The organism is Candidatus Villigracilis sp., assembly GCF_057083605.1.
The window spans coordinates 1-15,724 of sequence record NZ_JBXMTI010000100.1 but is presented as its reverse complement, the minus strand read 5'-3'; the positions used below and the strand labels follow the sequence as shown (position 1 = coordinate 15,724).

Genomic DNA, 15,724 nt, shown 5'->3' with positions numbered 1-15,724 from the left:
TGAATGATTATCACTTGTTTTGGGCATGCTCAAAAAGAAACGAATCGTAAACATAAATGAATCCGAAAAGACCATTTCAACTTATAGCTCTTTTGTATATTGTTGGGTCGCTTGCCTTTTTGGCTGCAATTGCCTATCTTGGGACCTTTACCCGCTATATATCAGATGACTATTGCGAATCTTATATTACCCAAACTTATTCGCCGTTGGGGGCTGTCATCAACCGTTATGAAGAAGGGAGTTGGCGCGCCGCAAACCGCTACTCCAACCTTCTTTTTGTAGGTTTGATGGAGTCCCTACTGGGTTCACGAAATATCGAGATCGTGCCGGCTGCATTGATAATACTCTGGACAATTGGCCTTGTTCATCTCGTGCGGCAAGTTCGCCGGGTGGCAGGCATTGAGTGGCATATTCTGATGGATATTTTTTTGGGAACTACGCTGGCTTTCATCTCTATACTAGAGGCTCCCAATCGTTATCAGACTTTTTATTGGCGATCTAGTATGGATACTCACTTCACACCTTTGGTCTTTCTTAATTTCGTCGTTGCCTCCATGTTTTCCATGATCCGTTCAAGCCGCGAAACGTCGCCACCTATATGGTTCACCATTATGTTATTTTTTGCATCATTCATGATCGGTGGATTTTCCGAACCACCTGTGACAGTGATGATCGTTGGCTCAGGTTTGGGTTTTACCTATAGCTGGTTTTTTGTGAAGAATAATAAACTACGCCACTCCCTGCTTTTGTTGACGGGTTCTATCCTGGCTGGGGCAGTTTCTGCGCTGGCAGTAATGGCCCTCTCTCCTGCCGTATCGAAACTAGGTGATGACGCAACATCCTTTGTTGAGTGGATCCAAAAAACAGTGCAATACACTCATTTTTTCATGATTGATACTTTTAAGACATTGCCGCTCCCGATCCTACTCAGCATCGTTTGCCCCGCCATACTGGTCTTTGTGATCTATCGTGAAAGGGGAGATTCGATTAATGTCAATCTACTGACCAACCGTAACCTTGCACTGATATTGCCGTTGATGTTAATCCTCCTCATCGCAGCTGGATTTTCCACCAGTGCTTATGGTCAAACCTTTCCTGTGGAACGTGCTCGTTTTTTCGCTCATTACTTGATGACGATCATGCTTGTATTCGAAGGTGTGCTACTAGGGATCTGGCTTTCACAGATCAAGTGGAAATTATTTGATAATCTTTACTTTTCATACATGCCCGTCTTGATCTTGCTTTTGCTGGCTATCTATCCTTTTAGGGCAGGTTTGCGGGTCATTCAAGAAGTCCCTTCGTACAGCGCTCGCGAACAAGCCTGGGACAGGCGAGATGCACACATCTACAAACTGCGTGCACAGGGCCAAACCGATTTGATCGTTCCTCAGTTTGACGGTGTATACGGCATAAAGGAATTGGACAACAACCCCATGCATTGGGTAAATCGCTGTGCTGCAAGGTATTATGGGGTTAATTCCATCAGCGCGGTCACCATGCACGGTGCTGACGCAATCGAGGAATATTATGGCAACTGATTTCAGTCCCATCCTTGTCACAGGTGCGCATCGCAGCGGCACAACCTGGGTTGGCAAAATGCTGGCCGCCGATGCCGATACCGCTTATATCAGCGAGCCGCTGAATGTCTTGCATCGTCCCGGCGTCTTTCGCGTCCCTGTCAAGCATTGGTACACCTATATCAATGAGGAGAACGAAGCAGAATATCTCCTTGCATTTCGTGAACTGCTCAATTTTCAATATCATACTTTGCTTGAAATTAAATCCATTCGCTCGCGTAAGGATTTTCTCCGCATGGGGCGTGACTTTCACACCTTCTTCATTGGCAGCATGCACGGGCAGCGCGTTCTGCTCAAAGATCCATTCGCAGTTTTTTCGGCCCCCTGGTTTGCGCAAAAGTTGAATTGTCAAGTTGTGATCACGGTTCGTCATCCTGCCGCGTTTGCCAGCAGCCTCAAACGTTTGAATTGGCCCTTTAAATTTCATGATCTGCTCGATCAACCCCTGCTCATGCGTGATCATTTGGAAGCCGACCGCGCCGACATGGAAGCGATTCAACCCGATGACATCATCGGCCAGGCCGCATTGCTCTGGCGGATGATATTTCGCTTCGTTCATTCCGCCCGAAACCTGTTCCCGCACTTCAACATTGTCCGCCACGAAGGCCTTTCTCTCGACCCTATTGCGGGATATAAAACATTGTATGACTCTCTCGGCTTAACCTTTAACGAAAGAATCAAAAAAATAATTCTCAATTCCAGCAGTTCCGAAAACCCAGCCAAGCTTGCAAAGAACAAGACCTATTCCGTGAAACTCGATAGCCGCGCCAGCCTCGATAACTGGAAGAGAATACTTACGGCAGAAGAAGTAACACGCATCCGCAAGATCACTGAATCGGTTTCGTCTCTCTTCTACTCAGATAACGAATGGTAAAGTTGCCCTTCGCCCTGAGCGAAGCCGCGTGTTCTTTGCGGCATAGTCGAAGGGCATCTACTGATAACTAATGACTTCTCTACCCCTCGTCTCCATCATCACTCCGTCCTTTAATCAGGCCCAATTCCTTGAGCAGACGATTCAATCTGTACTCGGGCAGGATTATCCGCATATTGAATACATCATTGTGGATGGCGGCTCGACCGACGGCAGTGTGGATGTCATTAAAAAATATGCGGGTAAAGTCGCCTGGTGGGTCAGCGAACAGGATAAGGGTCAGACCGATGCGATCAATAAAGGATTCAATCGCGCAAAAGGGAATATCCTTGCATGGATCAATTCGGACGATACCTACAACCCAAGTGCGGTTGGCGAGGCGGCAAAATACCTGGTCGAAAATCCAGAAGCTGGGATGGTGTATGCGGACTGTAATTTCATCAATGAAGAGGGGAGGGTGATAGGCAAGTTCAACGCCGCGCAAACAGATTATCGCCGCCTACGCCAAGGCTATGTCCACATCCCGCAGCAGACTATGTTCTTCCGCGCCAAATACTGGCAGGAACTGGGCCCACTTGACCCATCCTTTTATTTCGCCATGGATTACGATTTGTGGACTCGCATCGCCGCACACGCGCCTATCAAATATTTAGCTGGGAAAGTCTGGGCGAATTTTCGCATTCATACCACCAGCAAGACCAATGTTGGGGACGAGCGCGGCTGGCAGGAAATGCTGCGTGTGCATTATCGCGATGGTGGTAGTCCTTTCTCTTTGATTGTGGCAAAATACTATCTTAGAAAAATCATCGGCCCGCTTTGGAAATGGCGGATACGAAATCCGTAATGCGTAGCACGTGATTCATAATCTGCACTTACGCATCACGGATCACGGATCAAGAAGAACTCAACCATGAAATTCCTCCTCTCGTCCCCCTCCCTCGATGACCTCATCCGCCTACTCCGCGCATGGCGTTTTTGGGTTCTGGGTGCAGTGCTTGGCGGATTGATCGGCGTGGCGCTTTATTTTATTGCCCCGCCTCCGTATCGCGCGCGCGCCACTGTCAATGTAGATTTCAACCTCGAACAAGCTTGGCCGCAGGATACAGACCGCCAGCAGTTCTATTATCTCGAACGCGAAGCCCGTAAGTTGGAAGAGCTTGCCTGGCATGATGAGATCATTAGCCCGTTATCATTGCTGTATGCGATTCCAGTTGAAGAGTTGAGGGGAGGCAAGCTTCAGCTTAGTCAACCCGCCGAAGCAGGCTGGCACTTTTATGCGGATGACGATGATCCCAAAGTCGCCGAGGCTCTTGCTTCTGCTTGGGCCAATGCATTTGTTGAGAGAACGCAGGCCGAAATAGAAGCAGGGAATTTCAACGAATTCATAAAACTTGAAGTGACTCAATCTGCCGACCTGCCCACAGGGCGCCGCACACCTTTGAGCGCATATTTACTCGCAGGCTCAGTTGGCTTTCTCACGCTTGCTGTTTTTATTTTGTTATTTGTAAGGTCGAAGGACTCCAACGTCTCCTGACGTTGGAGTGGAATTTTATGGAAGCTAAACCCCACTTGAAAAACCGAAGTCCGGCCCCCAAAGGGGATGATAAGACTTCGGACTCCATAAATAAATTCATTCGCTTTCTTTGGGCTGCGGCTCTGCTAACTTTACCCGTCACTAGTTTTCGCTGGTTTCCATTTTTGGGTGAAAGCGCACTTGTCCGCCCGCTGGCGTTGTATCCGCTGGCATTGCTTCTGCCGCTTTTGTTAATTCAAGCATTTCGTAAAAAGATAAATCTATATTGGGCAGGCGCATTCATTGCGCTTGGGGCATTTATCCTCTTTGTAGTTTTTGCAACCAGCTTTGGGGTTGTGATCGACCCGATCCCTCTGCGCGGGCAAACATATTTCGGGCGGACGATCCGCGCGCTGGCGACTCTTTTCATCGGGCTTGCATTCTTTGTCAGCGCGGCGTGGATGAATAAAGATGAAACCGATTTTCGTTTTACCGTCAAATGGATATTAGCTGGTTTATGTCTCGACCTTGTATGGAGTGGTCTGCAAGCAGTTACGTTCTACACCAACCTGCTTGAAAAAGAAATGGTGACGCACTGGCAGCTTGCATTTTCGATGCGCGAACTGGTGCGCACCAATCGCATCTCCGGGCTGGCGTATGAGCCTGCGTGGCTGGCGGGGCAGCTTGCCACCATCTTCATCCCATTTTTATTTGCCGCAGTGGTCACGAATTTTCGCCTCACGCGCATGAAGTGGCTGGAGCCCGTTCTATTGACATTATCTCTGCTGGTGCTTTTAGCCACCTATTCACGCGGTGGGCTATTGACCACAGTTGCCGCGGCAGGATTAACATTCTTATTTCTAGGGCGTAACATCATTCACTCAATGTGGACTTGGTTTATCAATGGCTTTCGTCGAGGTGTTTTCAATATTCTGTTTCGTATTGGTATGGTTGCTACTATCCTCGGCGTTTTAGTTGGTGCATTTCTTTTCCTAAATCAAAAAGAGTATTTCAGCCGCTTGTGGGAATTTGACGCAGAAAACTTGAGCGAATACATGGTGAATATCAGCGTGGGTGCACGCGGCGCATATTCAACCGCGGCATTTGCAGCCTTTGAAAAATACCCGCTTACTGGCGTGGGCCTGGGCTCAAGCGGATTTTATATTTATCAGAATTTACCAGATTGGTCATTGACCACTGTGCCAGAGATTGCGCGGCAATTGAACCCTGAAAGTAATTTGTATCCCAACCCGAAAAATCTTTATATACGTCTGCTGGCCGAAACAGGTTTGATCGGATTCTTTTTGTTCGTTGCCTTTCAGTTCAATGTGTTGGGTGATATGCTGTCTCTTTTGCGCCGCAACGAACCCTGGGCGCATTTTGCCGCCACCGCCGGAGTATTTGCATGGCTGGCAATCACCTTTTATAATTTCACCCAGGATTCGCTCACGACGCCAAATATCTGGCTGGTCTCAGGCATACTGGTTGGGCTATCTGCTACTTCATTGCATAAGGAAATTAAATGATCGTTCTCTCCGTTGGTATGCCGCGCGCAGGTTCGGGCTGGCACTATAATCTCATCCATGATCTGATGAAAACAACAGGCTGTGCCGATGCGCAAGACATCCGCGAGAAGTATCGCCTGCAAAATATACTCACCGAAGTCAATTGCAATATCGGTGTGTTGTCTGTGCGCAGGCTTGGGATGGTGACCCTGCCTGCCTTGATGGGCAATACTTTCGTTATCAAAGCTCATGCCGGGCCGACAACCGCCTCGCGCCTTCTTTCGACTTTGGGCCTGCTGCGCATCACATACATTTACCGTGACCCGCGCGACGCCATGCTCTCCGCATATGATTTTGGTCAACGCGCGCTTGCAAAGGGACAGCCTAATGCTTTTTCATATCTTTCTGATTTTGAAAAATGTGTGGAATTCATGATGCAATACGTCCACATTTGGGAAAAGTGGATGAACGAGAAAAAAGTACTCACCGCCCGCTACGAAGACCTGTTGACGAATTATGATGAGGAATCTGCCAGGCTGGCGAACTATCTCAAATTAGACGGGAGCAGGCCCGAGGTCCGTACAGTGATCGAGCAATATCGTCCAGGTGCAAATGATGGGCAGCAAGGTCTGCATTTCTTCAAGGGCAAGATCGGTAGATTCCGCGAAGTTTATAATGACGCGCAAAAGCAGGTCTTGAAAGAGAATTTAGCCAGCTATCTGCCCCGCATGGGATACGATGTTGAATAAGATGTAATCTAGCTGTAACGTCCTTGAGTTGCCGTCCTTTGGATTCTTCGATATGATAGGCAAGATATGATGCGAAAATTTGACACCCCCTACATGGCAGATTGGTTTGCCATTTCATTACGCTGGATCATGCTGGTGGGTCTGATCGTATCACTTGGGCTGGCTCAAAAAATTGACGTTGTTTCCATGTGGCCTTTAGGTATTATGATCATTTGGAATCTCGCGATGACCGCGCTTGCAAGTTTGAACGTGCGTATAACCTATCATCGTAGAATCAGCATTTTAGTAGATCTGATTTTGGCAGGCGCGTTCTTCCTGGTTCAAGGCGGTATGCGCGGCCCCGCTTTTTGGACAGGTTTGTTGCCGATCCTGACGGGCTCGATCTACTTTGAACTTTGGGGGGCGGTCATCACTGCTTTTCTTATCTCCAGCCTTGTATTTTATACAGGCATCCAAACCCAGGAAGATTTCTCTCTCACACTGCTTATCATAGGGATCATGGCCGCGTTGAGCCTTCTATTTGGTTTGCTCGGGCGCCGCATGATGATGCACATGAGGAAAAACCGTGCCCTGTGGACGGATGCCGAAGAAAAGAAACGCGCCATTCAAAACGAGCGGATGCGTGCGATTTATGAGCTGACGTCGACTCTGTCATCCACGCTCAGTTACAAGCGTGTGCTTGATTCCGCTTTGGATATGAGTGCGACTGCCCTGAACCCTGACCCTGAACAATTGATCAGTGATCCGCTTGTGGGTGCTGTGCTGTTATTTAACGGCGGCAAATTGCGGATCGGTTCTGCGCGGCGATTTACAAGCGCAGATATGCGTGCAGTCTTTGACGGCGCAGAAGGCGTATTGAAAAAAGCACTGGATGAAGGCGAGCCAATCACTTTCAAGGATATTGGGTATGACCCCGAACTTGGGCACGTGATCGCGCTCAGGAACTGCGTCAGTGGATATTGTTTCCCTTTGCGAAGCGGGTTCAATGTTTATGGTGTTTTGTTATTTGCCCACCCCGAACCCGATTACTTTAATCCAGAACGCTTGAAGCTGCTCGATATCATTGGCAGGCAGGCAGTGATCGCCATTCAAAATGCGCGTTTGTATCAGGACCTTGTGGAAGAAAAGGAACGCATGGTTGAGGTGCATGAAGAGGCGCGCAAGAAACTGGCGCGCGACCTGCACGATGGCCCCACCCAATCCATTGCGGCTATGGCGATGCGGTTGAATATCACAAAGCGTATGATGACGAAAGATGTCAAATCTGCATCGGAAGAGATAGATAAATTGGAAGAGTTGGCGCACCGCACAACCAAGGAAATCCGCCATATGCTTTTCACCCTGCGCCCGCTCATTCTTGAGTCTCAGGGGCTGGCTGCGGCAGTACAGGCCATGGCGGATAAGATGATGGAAACCTATACCCAAAAAGTGGTAGTGAACATCGACGAACGAGTCACAACTCAACTGGAGATGGGGAAGCAGGGCGTGATCTTTTACATCATTGAAGAAGCGGTCAATAATGCGCGCAAACATGCCTCGGCTGAGTCCATTTCGGTGCGTCTGCGGCAAATGGAGACAGGTATTGCGCTTTTGGAAATCCTCGATAACGGCGTGGGTTTTGATGTGGAAACCATGTCTAAGGCTTATGATAAACGCGTCAACAGCAGCCTTGGCATGGTCAACCTGCGCGAGCGCGCCGAACTTGTGAACGGTCTCCTGCAAGTCGATTCCACTCCGGGGCAGGGCACAAAAGTTCAGGTATATATTCCTCTCACTGAGGATGCAGCAGATCGTATACATCATCCGCGTAAAAAAGTTAAATAATGCCCACTGCCGCAGGGTTACATTATTTTGCCCATGAGGCAAAAGACCAAGATCCCAAACGCCCGCCCGTGATCCTGATTCACGGAGCGGGCGGTAATTATTTAACCTGGCCTCCGCAGATCAGGCGGCTGGCTGGTGAAAAAGTATATGCACTCGATCTGCCCGGTCATGGGCAATCTGAAGGGGCTGGCAGGCAGACGATCCATGAGTATGCAGAGAATGTACTTTCTTTTATGAAGGAACTAAATATTCATGCGGCAGTGATGGCGGGTATTTCAATGGGCAGTGCCATCGCGCTTACGCTTGCTTTGAAATATCCGAAAAAAATTATTGGGCTGGCTCTGCTGAGTGGCGGCTCAAAAATGCGTGTGGCTTCCAATATCCTTGAAACGGCAGGGGATTCAAACACATTTGAATCCACCGTGGAAATGATCAATGCGAATTGCTTCAGCGCAGATGCTCCGCAAAGTCTGGTTCAGCTTTCAAAACAAAATATGATGAAAATACGCCCGCCTGTTTTGCTGGGCGACTTCCTTGCCTGTAATGAATTTGATGTAACCGATCAACTGGAGAAAATAAATATTCCCACGCTTATCCTTTGCGGTACAGAGGATAAGATGATGCCCCAAAAATATTCACAATCTTTGCATGAGGGTATTGCCAATTCCCATCTCCTTGTAGTGGAAAATGTGGGACACATGATCATGCTTGAACAGCCTGACGTGGTCGCAAAACTGTTTAAAAAATTTGTGGATGAATTACCGCTTCGTTCCACGCCCTAGCCTGCTTCTATATCCCAAACATTTTCTTCAAGATTGGCGTTGCATTCATCACCGCCAGCGCGCGATGGCTAAGGCGGTTCTTTTGTTCCATGTCCAATTCAGCCATGGTTTTGTTTAATTCAGGGATGAAAAATATCGGGTCATAACCAAAGCCGCCGCTGCCGCGTTCTTCGGGGATGATCTCACCGAAGCAATTGCCCTCGGCCAACTCTATTTCACCAGACGGTCTTGTAATCGCAATCGTGGCATGGAAATGAGCCTTCCATGGGCGGGGTTTGTCTTTTAAATTCTGTAGCAGAAATTCACGGCGATTTGTGTCCTTTGCACCAGGGATCGGTGAATAACGTGCAGAGTGTAGGCCGGGCGCGCCATCAAGTACATCGACTTCGAGGCCAGAGTCATCTGCGAGGGAGATCAATCCGCTGGCTTGGGCGAAGGCGATGGCTTTCTTGCTGGCGTTCTCTGCGTAATTTTTGCCATCTTCCTCTACTTCAAGGTCTAAATTGATCTGTGAGGGTGTGACGATAACAATCCCCAAATCTTTCAACAGCTCCTGTAATTCTTCAACTTTTCCATGGTTATTGGTGGCAATGAGAAGTTTGGTCAAGTTCTATTTCATCCCTTCGGGATTTGTTTTAGATTCTTTCAATTCTATAATCCTACCATCTCTCTGGGATTGACTGTGGAGAATTTTTGAATGAAAACTCCGAAGGAGTGAAATGATTATAGATTATCAGATGTATGTGTTTTCAACCCCGTAGGGGTGTCATGGATTTTTTGGATTGCCCACTTTGCATGGGCTTTGATCAAAGGCTCTTCATCTTGTGCTGCTTGTTCAAGAATGGGAATATCTTTTTCGTCGCCATTATTTCCAATAGCGACTGATAAGTTCCGCAAGTAGCCTCGCCGCTTGGCGCGCTTGATGGGGCTTTTCTTGAAGCGTTGATTAAACTCAACGGATGACAGGAGCAGGTCTTCGGTCAGAACAGGAAGCGGGATTTTCGGCTCAAAGGCTGGGTCAGTTGGTTGTGAGAATCGATTCCACGGGCAGACCTTTTGGCAGACGTCGCATCCGAAAATCCAGTTGCCCATTTGCGGGCGCAAGTCTTCGGGGATGTCATCCTTTTTTTCGATGGTGAGATAGGAAATGCAGCGGCGTGCATCAACGATGCGATCTGGCAGAATGCAGTGGGTGGGGCAAGCTGTGATGCAGCGCGTGCATGTGCCGCAGTGGTCGGTTGCGAATGGTTCGTCAGGCTCAAGATCGATGCCAAGCAGGATCTCTGCCAGAAAAAAAGTGGAACCCGCCTTCGGGTTGATCAGCATGGAGTTTTTGCCAACCCAACCCAGGCCCGCGCGTTGAGCGAGTTCGCGCTCAAGGATGGGGCCAGTGTCTGTGTAATATCGATTGGGAATTGAATGGCCCAGTTGTTCTTCGATAAATGTAACTATGGCTTTTAATTTTTGAGGGAGGATGTTGTGGTAATCATCACCAAGTGCATAGGATGCAACTCTCACCATCTCTTCTCCCTTAGGTAGAGGGGAACTATATGGAATTGCCAGTACAAGAATTGATTTACATTCAGGAAGAATTTGTTTTGGGTCGGCGCGGCGGACGCGGCTCCGTTCTTCCGCAAGATAATCCATTGTGCCGTGCATGTTTTGGTTGAGCCATTTTTCAAAGATATTGTAGTGCGCAGGCGGCTCAGAAGAAGTAACGCCAGCCAGGATGAATCCCAGCTGGCGTGCTTTTTCTTTGATGGCTTGTTTAAGGTTTTCGTTCAAAACTTTATTGGACGACAATTTTTACGGACATGATGAAGTCTTTTTTACCAAAAGGAATGCCTTTTGAATTTACCATCTGCCAATAGGCGGTATATTCTCCCGGCAGCGTGGGGGCTTTAAGATTAACAGACACATCCACTTCCTGCCCCGGCGCGACGAGGGAACTGAGCGGAATGGGTTCGCCATCCATGTCTTCATTGGTCGGAGACCCATATGAAAAGATCACTTGATATCCATCATCCCAGGTGCAAATGCCGGTGTTTCTGATTTTCCAGGTTTTAACAAACTCCTGGCCGGGTGTCATCACAGTGCCATCTATGATGGTAACGTCCAGGGTGTTTATATTCCAATCGTAATCGTCACACAATGCGGCGGGTGTGCCAAGTGCTATTTGAGTGGGGTCTATGGCAAAAGCAGTGGTTGGGGTTTCTGTCGGAGTTCCCGGCGTGGGCGTCTCTGTCGGCGGCTGCTGTGTTGGGGTGAAGGCTGCCGCTGTCAGCGTGAATTCCGCCACTACTGTCTTTGCCGCAGAGGTGCGGATCGCATTGACATCTGCTGTAGGTTCAACGGGTGTGGCGGGCGCGCAAGCGGCCAAAATGAGGACGCTGGTTAACAGAATCATTGGCAGTTTCGTTTTCATGGGATATCTCCTTGCTATGTGTCGCCTTTCTTCCATCATTATTTGACGAGGACAGTCATCCATACGAGGGGGCCAAAGTAGTTACCAGCATCGTCCCTCAATTTCCAATATCCTTTATATTCACCTGGTTCCTTTGGCGCGGCAAATTTTATGACGAATGTCTGGCCGTAGCCGGGCTTTGTATAATCCTCAGGTTTGTTCTTCGGTAAGACTATATTATAGCCATTGAGCCCGGGAGTGGAAAGTTCCTTCAGGAATACAAAAGCATAACCTTCATCCCAGGTGCATTCTCCAATGTTGTCGATTGTCCAGGCTTTTTTGATTTCTTTACCTGCCTCGATGGCTGTTCCATCTACATATCCTGTTTCGCCCATATATCGGCCATCATTACACCCGTTCTTTGTGGTAATGGTGGCGGCTATCCCTACTGTTGGAATGGCAGAAGCCAGCGGAGTCAATCCGGGTTGTTGTGTGTTGAAAGCAAAGGGAGTATTTGTACCGCCAACGGACACGAACGTAGGAAGTCCTCCCACGGTGGGGGTGGTGAGAGGTGTATTGGTTGGTGATGATGTAGGTGGAGCTGCTTGCGCTGTCTGTGTCTGCTGGGATGCGGCTTGTGTGCTCACAATGTTATAAGCCTGCGTCTGGATCGCACCTGGATCTTCAGTCGCAGCAGGGGTTGCGCCCAAATTGCAGGCGCTCAGTAGGATGGCCAGTAAAGTTGTACCTGCCAGCCAAATTAACTTACGAAATTTCATGTGTATAACCTCCGAAAATGGTTAACTTTATTATAACGCACCTACGGAGTGGCCGTATTGGTCGGTGTGGGCGTCTCTGTAAATGTAGCTGTGGGTGTAAAAGTTGCAGTCGGGGTTAAAGTAAAAGTTGGAGTTATGGATGGAGTTTGCGTGGGAGGCAATACGCCCTGACGAATAATATGCGGGTTTAGCCAGATGGCATAATCTTCATTATTTTCACCATTCGCGCTCACGACAAGTATGAATTTTACTGTTTGGCCTGCGAGGCCGCTCAAATCCAGGTCAACAGGATAGAACTTGCCCTCGTACACCTCATGCCAGCTTGCCAGAGTTTTAACTTGCCCATTATTTCTGTAATCAAGGCGGAAGATCACGTTACATTTTTTGGCATTGAACTGGCAATTCACGAGTGTACGAAAGCGGTCACCAGCTTGCACAGTGAAGGCAGGGTATTGCCCACTGATGATTCCATTATCCTTATCCTGCGGTACGGTGAGCAGGCCGGGTTCATCCTCGGTTGAGCCATCTTCCATTTTGGGAGCATTTAGTTTGATCACAAAACCTTTTGCGGCGCCTTCATTTCCCGGGCAGGGAAGCGCATTACCTGCATTTTCCCAATCTGCCTTGCAGTAGTTTCCAGCAAAATCATAGGCAACGTAGGATGGCCCTTTAACTCTAATATCCACCCAAAAAGCGGTATCAGCCTGCGCACCGATGCCGAATAAAGCCCCGGAGGCGTTACGTAGTTTCCAATAGCCGCGATAACTTCCATCTTTGTTGGGCGCGGTCAGCGTGACCGGGATTTCGATATATTGTCCAGGGTTCACACTCCCGGCAAGTGCAACGGATGAAGGTCCGCTCAAGGAATCGCCGCTGTTAAAAACGATTGAGTAGGATGTTGTCCATGAGCAGGTTCCCACATTTTTGATGCGCCATATCTTGACGAAGGTGCTATTGCGCGCCACCAAGCTTCCATCCGGGTAGGTGACATCAGCCAGGAATTGCGCCGCATCACATCTGGACGCCGGAGCTGGTGCCTGCGGAATGGGCGTATTCGTGCCTGAGGCCGACCCGCCCGTGGAGGTTGGCAGCGGTAGGCCGGGAGTGACGGTAAAGCCTGATGCTTCAAGAGTCTGGGCTGAGGCGGTGTATAGCCCATTTAACGTGGCGAATGTATCTGGTGTTGCCGAATTCCCCGACGCGTTGCAGGCAAACTGGGCAATCCATAGTATGATAATTGAAAGGATGATGGGTGATTTTTTTGACAACATGGTTCCTCCGTTTAATCTTTTTCGAAAGTTAAAGACGAATGAACGATGGAAATAGTTCCCAAACAAAAAGGGAGGCCAGTGATCACTGGCCTCCCTTTTTGTTATCGAGTTACGGACAATGGAAACCGAAACCTACTGGAGGGTATTCTTTATAAACGGGATCTACGATCACGATGGCGAACCAGCGATTATCATTTTGTGATGCGGCGCGCCCTAATTTCCATACACGTGAAATTGTTTTGGTTCCAGCCTCCTTCATTTCGATCGTTACCGGATTGGAGTTGTGTCCATCCTGTTGAAGCCATTTGTATTGGAATTCATATGGGCCATTAGTTGTAAAAGTGGCGTATGCCGTATAAACCATGTTCGCCGGTGCGCAGCCGAAATCCGGTTCACGGTCTATATTTATTTCCACTTTTGTCACCCCGTAATTTGGTTTATCAGAGGAGGAAACTTCGATCTCCGTATAGAATGCTGCATTTAAATAGCCAACGCCATAATTAATTTTATCCGGTGTCTGGAGTTTCCACTCGGAGCGGTAGGTTCCATCTGTTGTGGGGGCTGTTAATACCAGCGAAATCGGCACGGTCTGACCGGGACCGGTCACCTGTGGAAGGTTGTATACATAACCACCCCCCATGATGTCACCATCCCAAAAGACGATCTTGTAGGATGTGTCCCAAACGCAGGTGCTGGTATTAGTGACCTCCCAAGTCTTTGTGAATTGTTCGCCGGGTTTGAAGATTGTGCCATCCACAATCGTTTCACTGACCAGGCTTGCTTTTGCACATTCAAGTTTAGCTGAACTGGCAGGCAGTGCCGGTGTAGCGGATGCAAGCGGTGCGAGCGGTGTCAATAATTGGAAAGGTGTCTTGGTAGGGGCGACGGGTGCAGAGAGTGTTTCGGTATTTGGGACTTCAACCGTATTTTGTGCAGCAACAGTCTGCGCAACAGAAGTTTGGATGACGGACTCCTGTGTTGTATCTGCGCCGCAGGCTGTGATGAGCAGAGATAAAGTGACGATTATAGTGAAGAGCAAGTATTGTATTGATTTGAACATTTTTTTCCTTTCATATACAGGAAATTATTATACTGTTAAAAGAGCACCCGGATTAACTCCGGATGCTCTTTTGTTAATTTTTTATGAGAGTAAAAATTTATTGATAAGTTACGATCAATTTCATTGTGCCGAGGCGAACCATATCTGCAACTCCGTTGTTGTTGGTGGTTGGGGCGCGGAATTGGACGCGCAATTGCAAGCGGGAACTTCCAACAGCACTTTGCACTGCGCTCTTCATATCAGTGCTTTCAAAAGATGAACTGAGTTCTCCAGTGCCACACCATTTAACCAGTGCGCCAAGTGGATCACCGCCTACGAAATCCCCGGCATCCAGTGTGCCGTAATTTTGAGAATATGCACGTAAACAACCATCTGCAAGTGACCACGGATTGCCGAGAGTGTCGTACCCACTGCTGAAATCCACAACAACCTTGACGATGCTTGCACCGCCAGGGATGCCGGTCATATCAAAGCTGACAAATGCTTCTGCTACTACATTCGATTCTGTATCACCAGCATTTGGCGGGCCAAGAACCGTTCCATCAGAGCGGGCTTGCCCACCCTCGGCATATATATTGGTCAGAACAACCTGGGCGATGGCTGGAGGCAACGGTGCCACGACTTGTACTTTGATGTCCACATAGAAGGATTTACCCTGATAGCCATTTACTACTGGCACCAGCACATTTCCGTTTGTGGTGATGCGCCAGTACCCGCGATAATCACCGGCTGAACCGGGCGCTGTCAGGTTGACTTCAAGGTCTACCTCCTGCCCGGGGTTGAGTGCTGCAATTGGTTTGGAGGCGGGGCCACCCATCGAGTCGCCGTTGTCAAATACGAGGGAGTAACCATTCCAGGCGCAGGAGCCAATGTTCTTGATTCGCCATTTTTTTGTAAACGCCTGTCCGGGTGTCATGACCGTCCCATCTGGAATGGTGACATCTGTGACGAATTGGGCCACATTGCAATTTGATGTAGCACTTGCCACCGGCGTGTTTGTAAGAACAGGCAGGGGGATGGGTGTAAGCGTAGCCAGGGCTGGCAGTGGTGTATTCGTATTTGTTATGGCCGGGGTAGCGCTCAATAATGCTTCTACAGTTTGCGCGGCAGCAGTGAGGCTTAATCCTTCGCCTTGAGAATCTGAGGGCAGGTTACATGCACCCAGAAACAAGGTAGCAATGATCAGCAGGTTGAACAGGCGTTTTTTGTTGTTCATGATTCTTTTCTCCTTAATACTGGAATATTTTACCGCAAGAACATGTTTGACCCTACCTGCCATGTTTCCTACTTAATCCAAGTTGCTACCTTGTGGAATTTTCGTAAGTTTTAACGCAAAGACGTAGAGTTGCAAGGGGAAAAAACAATAGAATCTTTGCGCCTTGGCGACTT

At 48.6% G+C, this 15,724-nt stretch carries 15 protein-coding genes; 8 read left to right on the top strand and 7 right to left on the bottom strand.

Annotated elements, in window-relative coordinates:
• Positions 1–56: 56 nt before the first annotated feature.
• The 8 genes from AC14M5_RS14255 to AC14M5_RS14220 all read left to right on the top strand — a co-directional run bounded on the left by AC14M5_RS14255 (position 57) and on the right by AC14M5_RS14220 (position 8,821).
• Complete coding sequence (locus tag AC14M5_RS14255; protein ID WP_484030343.1) at positions 57–1,538, top strand: DUF6056 family protein; 1,482 nt, start codon at positions 57–59, stop codon at positions 1,536–1,538.
• Positions 1,528–2,451: a sulfotransferase gene (locus AC14M5_RS14250; RefSeq protein ID WP_484030342.1), complete on the top strand. Its 924-nt coding sequence runs from the start codon at positions 1,528–1,530 to the stop codon at positions 2,449–2,451. The genes AC14M5_RS14255 and AC14M5_RS14250 overlap by 11 nt, the downstream gene beginning before the upstream one ends.
• A gap of 70 nt (positions 2,452–2,521) precedes the next feature.
• Entirely contained in the window at positions 2,522–3,292 is a 771-nt protein-coding gene (locus AC14M5_RS14245; protein ID WP_484030341.1) for a glycosyltransferase family 2 protein, read from the top strand.
• A gap of 66 nt (positions 3,293–3,358) precedes the next feature.
• Positions 3,359–3,982, top strand: a complete 624-nt coding sequence (locus AC14M5_RS14240; RefSeq protein ID WP_484030340.1) for a YveK family protein — start codon at positions 3,359–3,361, stop codon at positions 3,980–3,982.
• Positions 3,983–3,999: 17 nt separating this feature from the next.
• Complete coding sequence (locus AC14M5_RS14235) at positions 4,000–5,487, top strand: O-antigen ligase family protein (protein ID WP_484030339.1); 1,488 nt, start codon at positions 4,000–4,002, stop codon at positions 5,485–5,487.
• Positions 5,484–6,215, top strand: coding sequence for a sulfotransferase domain-containing protein (locus AC14M5_RS14230; protein ID WP_484030338.1), 732 nt, complete (start codon positions 5,484–5,486; stop codon positions 6,213–6,215). Before AC14M5_RS14235 ends, AC14M5_RS14230 begins: the two co-directional genes overlap by 4 nt.
• Before the next feature lie 66 nt (positions 6,216–6,281).
• Entirely contained in the window at positions 6,282–8,039 is a 1,758-nt protein-coding gene (locus AC14M5_RS14225) for a GAF domain-containing sensor histidine kinase (protein ID WP_484030337.1), read from the top strand.
• A complete protein-coding gene (locus tag AC14M5_RS14220) occupies positions 8,039–8,821 on the top strand; it encodes an alpha/beta fold hydrolase (RefSeq protein ID WP_484030336.1) in 783 nt (260 codons plus the stop codon). The genes AC14M5_RS14225 and AC14M5_RS14220 overlap by 1 nt, the downstream gene beginning before the upstream one ends.
• 7 nt (positions 8,822–8,828) lie before the next feature.
• Here AC14M5_RS14220 and rdgB read toward each other — a convergent pair whose 3' ends face one another.
• The 7 genes from rdgB to AC14M5_RS14185 form a co-directional block, all read right to left on the bottom strand.
• The gene (rdgB, locus tag AC14M5_RS14215; protein WP_484030335.1) at positions 8,829–9,428 is read right to left on the bottom strand and encodes an RdgB/HAM1 family non-canonical purine NTP pyrophosphatase; all 600 of its coding nucleotides are present in this window, start codon (positions 9,426–9,428) and stop codon (positions 8,829–8,831) included.
• Between the two features lie 116 nt (positions 9,429–9,544).
• Positions 9,545–10,606, bottom strand: a complete 1,062-nt coding sequence (gene queG, locus AC14M5_RS14210) for a tRNA epoxyqueuosine(34) reductase QueG (protein ID WP_484030334.1) — start codon at positions 10,604–10,606, stop codon at positions 9,545–9,547.
• Positions 10,607–10,610: 4 nt separating this feature from the next.
• Positions 10,611–11,246, bottom strand: a complete 636-nt coding sequence (locus AC14M5_RS14205; protein WP_484030333.1) for an NBR1-Ig-like domain-containing protein — start codon at positions 11,244–11,246, stop codon at positions 10,611–10,613.
• Between the two features lie 38 nt (positions 11,247–11,284).
• On the bottom strand, positions 11,285–12,004 hold the full coding sequence (locus AC14M5_RS14200; protein ID WP_484030332.1) for an NBR1-Ig-like domain-containing protein: 720 nt from the start codon (positions 12,002–12,004) through the stop codon (positions 11,285–11,287).
• A gap of 41 nt (positions 12,005–12,045) precedes the next feature.
• Positions 12,046–13,275 (bottom strand): NBR1-Ig-like domain-containing protein, encoded by a 1,230-nt coding sequence (locus AC14M5_RS14195; protein ID WP_484030331.1) that lies wholly within the window; start codon positions 13,273–13,275, stop codon positions 12,046–12,048.
• A 109-nt stretch (positions 13,276–13,384) separates the two neighbouring features.
• Complete coding sequence (locus tag AC14M5_RS14190; protein ID WP_484030330.1) at positions 13,385–14,335, bottom strand: NBR1-Ig-like domain-containing protein; 951 nt, start codon at positions 14,333–14,335, stop codon at positions 13,385–13,387.
• Between the two features lie 97 nt (positions 14,336–14,432).
• On the bottom strand, positions 14,433–15,551 hold the full coding sequence (locus AC14M5_RS14185; RefSeq protein WP_484030329.1) for an NBR1-Ig-like domain-containing protein: 1,119 nt from the start codon (positions 15,549–15,551) through the stop codon (positions 14,433–14,435).
• Positions 15,552–15,724 lie beyond the last annotated feature (173 nt).

Excerpts from the sequence above, each read along its gene's own strand:
- AC14M5_RS14195 (WP_484030331.1), bottom strand. The coding sequence starts at position 13,275 with ATGTTGTCAAAAAAATCACCCATCATCCTTTCAATTATCATACTATGG.
- AC14M5_RS14225 (WP_484030337.1), top strand. The coding sequence starts at position 6,282 with ATGATGCGAAAATTTGACACCCCCTACATGGCAGATTGGTTTGCCATT.
- AC14M5_RS14250 (WP_484030342.1), top strand. The coding sequence starts at position 1,528 with ATGGCAACTGATTTCAGTCCCATCCTTGTCACAGGTGCGCATCGCAGC.
- AC14M5_RS14190 (WP_484030330.1), bottom strand. The coding sequence starts at position 14,335 with ATGTTCAAATCAATACAATACTTGCTCTTCACTATAATCGTCACTTTA.
- AC14M5_RS14235 (WP_484030339.1), top strand. The coding sequence starts at position 4,000 with ATGGAAGCTAAACCCCACTTGAAAAACCGAAGTCCGGCCCCCAAAGGG.
- AC14M5_RS14200 (WP_484030332.1), bottom strand. The coding sequence starts at position 12,004 with ATGAAATTTCGTAAGTTAATTTGGCTGGCAGGTACAACTTTACTGGCC.
- AC14M5_RS14240 (WP_484030340.1), top strand. The coding sequence starts at position 3,359 with ATGAAATTCCTCCTCTCGTCCCCCTCCCTCGATGACCTCATCCGCCTA.
- AC14M5_RS14230 (WP_484030338.1), top strand. The coding sequence starts at position 5,484 with ATGATCGTTCTCTCCGTTGGTATGCCGCGCGCAGGTTCGGGCTGGCAC.
- AC14M5_RS14220 (WP_484030336.1), top strand. The coding sequence starts at position 8,039 with ATGCCCACTGCCGCAGGGTTACATTATTTTGCCCATGAGGCAAAAGAC.
- AC14M5_RS14255 (WP_484030343.1), top strand. The coding sequence starts at position 57 with ATGAATCCGAAAAGACCATTTCAACTTATAGCTCTTTTGTATATTGTT.
- AC14M5_RS14185 (WP_484030329.1), bottom strand. The coding sequence starts at position 15,551 with ATGAACAACAAAAAACGCCTGTTCAACCTGCTGATCATTGCTACCTTG.
- AC14M5_RS14245 (WP_484030341.1), top strand. The coding sequence starts at position 2,522 with ATGACTTCTCTACCCCTCGTCTCCATCATCACTCCGTCCTTTAATCAG.
- AC14M5_RS14205 (WP_484030333.1), bottom strand. The coding sequence starts at position 11,246 with ATGAAAACGAAACTGCCAATGATTCTGTTAACCAGCGTCCTCATTTTG.